We start from the raw sequence: 3,556 nt of genomic DNA, 5'->3' as shown, positions 1-3,556 counted from the left end.
CCGACTCCGATCGTTTTAGCCGGACGGGGCGATCGTGATGCGTTAAATTTTATCCTCGAACGGTTGCTCAATCCCGATCTAAAGCAATATTTTGAGCTGGGTGGCATTAACTTATCAGTGCTAGTTCATCAGCGACTGATCCATGTGATGAGTGAAGCCCCAAATTGTCCGATCCAAAGTCAAGTAGCGACGACGGTAGTTAAAGTCGTCAAGCAATTGAAATTGCCTGGAATCAGAGGCGTGCGCGTCCACGGCAGGCGATCGGGTCAATCAATCTCCCTATGGACGTATGGGGTCGATTTCGATGCACCACAGCGGCTGCTAGCACCACCACCGATCGCCACGCCCCGATCTCCACAGCCAGCCGATGTCAAAACGCCAAGTGCCAAAATCGATCGGCAACAGCGGCTCGGTGCCGCTTTGGTCGCAACGGGAATTTGGAAGCCACAACTCAATCTCGTCAATCCCCATCAACTCGCTTATCAACCCAAGTTCCGATGGCAACCATCGCTATTATTATTATGCGTGGGCTTGGGATTGACCATTGCTGGCGATTTTGCCATTAAATTGGCCTTAACAACCAAACAACCGATCGCGTCTGAGTCAACCGCAGCAGTGACGCCCCAACTCTCATTTAACAATCCGCTGCTGGAACAAAAGCTCGCCCAATACCAACTCCGCTGCTTGCAACATGGCGTACCTGACGTGCTGATCGTCGGTAGTTCGCGAGCATTACGTGGGATCGATCCTGAAGTATTACGGCGCGGGGCGATCGATCGCGGTTATCGCAATCCCAAGTTATATAATTTCGGCATTAATGGTGCCACCGCTCAAGTTGTCGATCTGATTTTACGACAACTCTTAACATCCCAACAGTTACCAAAATTAGTGATTTGGGCAGACGGTGCGCGGGCTTTTAATAGCGGGCGGATCGATCGCACCTATGAGGCAATTGCCCTATCCGATCGCTATCGCCAATTAGCACTAATGTCGGGCCTAAATAATACTAATTCACCACTATTTCAAGCCCAATCTTCCATTCGCGATCTTTCTCACGCGATCGATACCACGATCGATTCCCAACTCGCAAAGGCGTCTCCAGCCTACCACCATCGCGGTCGCATCAAAACCTGGTTGCAGTCCCAAGTGCCGTTGGGGCTTTCCAGTCTCGATCGAGCTAATCCTAACTTGCTCGATCCCAGTATCAATAGCGAGATTCTACCGGGTGGCAAATCTTCAGAAATTGATTTCGATGGATTTTTACCGTTAGAAATCCAATTCGAGCCGATTACTTATTATCAGAAATATACCAAGGTCACTGGCAATAGCGACGGCGACTATGCAAATTTTCAATTATTAGGCAGTCAGGATCGGGCGTTGCATCAAACGATCGACTTATTAGCTAGTCATCAGATTTCATTGATATTTGTCAATATGCCCTTAACGGATATCTATCTAGACAAACATCGCAGTCAGCATGAAGCAAGTTTTAAGCAATATATGCAACAATTAATGGACTCGCGTCAACTGACTTTTGTCAATCTCGATGGTGTCTTCAATACTCGCCATGATCTGTTTTCCGATCCGAGCCATCTCAACCAATTTGGCGCGATCGAGGTGAGCAAGTATTTAGCTAAACTCCCCAAAATTAGGTGGTAGCTAATGAAATTCATCTCATCTAATTATGCCCTGTTTCTCTGTATCATTCTCATCTGTTATTGGGGGATTGCCAGGACTCAAAATCAAAAACTATGGACGATTGTCATTTCTAGTGTCATCTTTTATATTTCTTTCAATCAACTTCAGTACTTTCCAGTCATCTTACTGATGGCTTTGGTTAACTACTGGATTGGTAAGATCTTATTAGAAAGCCAAATTATTGAATACAAAGAAATTCGCGACCGGCTTGGCGATGAATACTTTCGGCGGTGGCTACCTAGAGGGAAGCAACAGCGACAGCAAGTTTTAATTGCTGGTATCGTTTTTAATATCTTATTACTAATTGCCGCTAAATATATTCCGTTCCTGCTAGGGATATTGAGTCCAGTCAATCCAGTAGGTATTCAATCCTTGGCAGTCTGGATGAAAGCAAATTTTTTGCCGCCACTAGGAATTTCTTTTTTGAGTTTTGAATCGATCGCTTATTTAGTAGATGTCTACAAAGGTAGTCCTGCCACTGGAAATCTCCTCAAATATGCTGCCTATAAATCATTCTTCCCCAAATTAGTTTCGGGGCCAATTACTCATTACCATCAATTTGCACCGCAACTAAATAATTTACAATTTCCCTCGATCGAACGCCTGACGGAAGCTGGCTGGCTGATTGCTAGCGGTGCGATTAAAAAAACCCTGATTGCGGATAATCTCGCTACCTTTGTTAAGCTAGTATTCGATCCAAATACACTCGATCGAGCGGGAAGTATCGATCTGTGGCTGGCCATTTTTGCCTATGGCTTACAACTATATTTGGATTTTAGCGGCTATGTCGATATCGTCTTAGGCACAGCAATTCTGTTTGGGATTAATTTACCCAAAAACTTTAATTTTCCATACATGAGTACGAGCATCGCTGACTTTTGGCGGCGGTGGCATATCAGTCTGGGTAACTGGTTGCGCGACTATATTTATATTCCCCTCGGTGGTTCGCGATTGGGGTTGGTACGGACATGTCTGAACCTGTTTGCGCTGATGTTAATTTCGGGAATTTGGCATGGTGCCGATTGGGGTTATATCGTTTGGGGTGGGATTCATGGTGTCACCCTGATCGTTCATCGATATATTCATAACTTCTCCGAAAAAACCGCCGTCCTGTCTAGTTTTTGGCAAAGTCAATGGGGACATCTGTGCGGTTGGTTCCTGACTCAATTATTGGTATTTGTGACTTGGATTTGGTTTCGATTGCCCAATCTCTCCCAGTCAAATTTAGTTTTTTCACATCTATGGGGTTATCCGCGCGACGCGCAGTTTGCTACTAAAGTATATGTGGACAATCTCAATTTAGCAGCCAGTCAAATCTTCCTAATTTTAATCGGATTGACAATCGCGATGGCGATCGCTTATTTATTCGATCGAGCGTTGAAGCTCAATCTTAATTGGCATCTCAAATTAACTTTAATTCCGATTTGTTTATATATCGTCTGGTTGTTATCACCGACTGAAAGCCTAGCATTTATTTACTTTGATTTCTAAATACTCATTCGTACTCTCTCAAAGGATATCTGAGAACTCAATTGTGCTAAGCTCAAGCTCTAGAAAATCCCCCCTAACCCCCCTTAAAAAGGGGGGAACCGGACTCTTAGTCCCCCTTTTTAAGGGGGATTTACCCAGTAGAAACGCAGCAATTAGACTTTTCAGACATCTTCCCAGCTCCCCGCTCCCCGCTTATATTACAAACCGCGATCGTGCTGACTCGATCGATCGCCATTATGGGTTACAATAAGATATAAAGTACATAACTACTATTTTACTATGAGTCTTAATGTCGTTCATCTGGTGGGTAGAGTTGGTGGCGATCCAGAACTCAAATGGTTTGAGGGTTCGGGAAAATGCGTGTGTA

At 44.7% G+C, this 3,556-nt stretch carries 1 protein-coding gene and 2 pseudogenes; all 3 read left to right on the top strand.

Features of this window, described 5'->3' with window-relative positions:
* Positions 1-1,659, top strand: a pseudogene (locus RMO27_RS21265) (hypothetical protein); the annotation flags it as partial.
* Between the two features lie 3 nt (positions 1,660-1,662).
* The gene (locus RMO27_RS21260; protein ID WP_309736347.1) at positions 1,663-3,189 is read left to right on the top strand and encodes an MBOAT family O-acyltransferase; all 1,527 of its coding nucleotides are present in this window, start codon (positions 1,663-1,665) and stop codon (positions 3,187-3,189) included.
* Between the two features lie 279 nt (positions 3,190-3,468).
* Positions 3,469-3,556, top strand: a pseudogene (locus tag RMO27_RS21255) (single-stranded DNA-binding protein); the annotation flags it as partial.

Source organism: Chamaesiphon sp. OTE_75_metabat_556, from assembly GCF_031378165.1.
Classification (GTDB): Bacteria; Cyanobacteriota; Cyanobacteriia; order Cyanobacteriales; family Chamaesiphonaceae; genus Chamaesiphon.
The sequence above is the reverse complement of the archived record's forward strand: the minus strand, read 5'-3'. Positions and strand labels throughout refer to the sequence as shown.

Bases quoted from the DNA above. Each gene is read 5' to 3' on its own strand.
- RMO27_RS21260 (WP_309736347.1), top strand. From the start codon at position 1,663: ATGAAATTCATCTCATCTAATTATGCCCTGTTTCTCTGTATCATTCTC.